The following is a 664-nucleotide window of genomic DNA, read 5'->3' on the forward strand; positions in this document are numbered from 1 at the left end:
TTTCAAATGATGAGTAGAGGCGTTGATTAAACTTACAAGATCTCGAAACCTTGCTTTTGCAGCATATCAATCAAATCAATCAGAGGCAGACCAACGAGAGTGTTTGGATCTTTGCCGACTAACTTTTCGAACAAACAAATTCCCATCCCTTCGCTTTTGAAGCTGCCAGCACAGTAAAACGGTTCTTCTCTGTCGACGTAACGTTCAATTTGTTCACGGTTTAAGTTTCTCAAATGTACTTCAAAAGTGTCGTAGCCAACTTCAGTCAGATTCGTCACCGAGTTATAAACCGCCAGTCCGGTATAGAAAGTGATGGCTTTACCACTTTGAGCAAGTAATTGATTGATAGCATTTTCACGATTTAGAGGTTTGCCAACGATTTTTCCATCAATTACGCAAACTTGATCGCTGCCGATGACCAAACTTGGTTTTTTAATAGAGCAAGAGGTTGCTTTGTTTACGGCTAAGCGCTGCACTAGATCCAGAGGAGTTTCACTCTCATACGGAGTTTCATCGCAGTCAGGAGATAAACAAATGAACGGGACTGAAAGCTTTTCAAGCAGTTGTTGACGAAAAGGGGAGGTTGAGGCTAAAACCAGTTGGTAATTTTTCATTTTGAATTACAATTCACGCAAGCATTTCCAATAGGATAATCGATCAAAAT

The 664-nt window shown here is 40.4% G+C and carries 1 protein-coding gene; it reads right to left on the bottom strand.

Annotated elements, in window-relative coordinates:
• Nucleotides 1-32: 32 nt before the first annotated feature.
• On the bottom strand, nt 33-614 hold the full coding sequence (locus R7Z50_RS28010) for a nucleoside triphosphate pyrophosphatase (RefSeq protein WP_318149821.1): 582 nt from the start codon (nt 612-614) through the stop codon (nt 33-35).
• Between the last annotated feature and the right edge of the window lie 50 nt (nt 615-664).

The sequence above is a fragment of the Vibrio sp. 1249-1 genome (genome assembly GCF_033340495.1).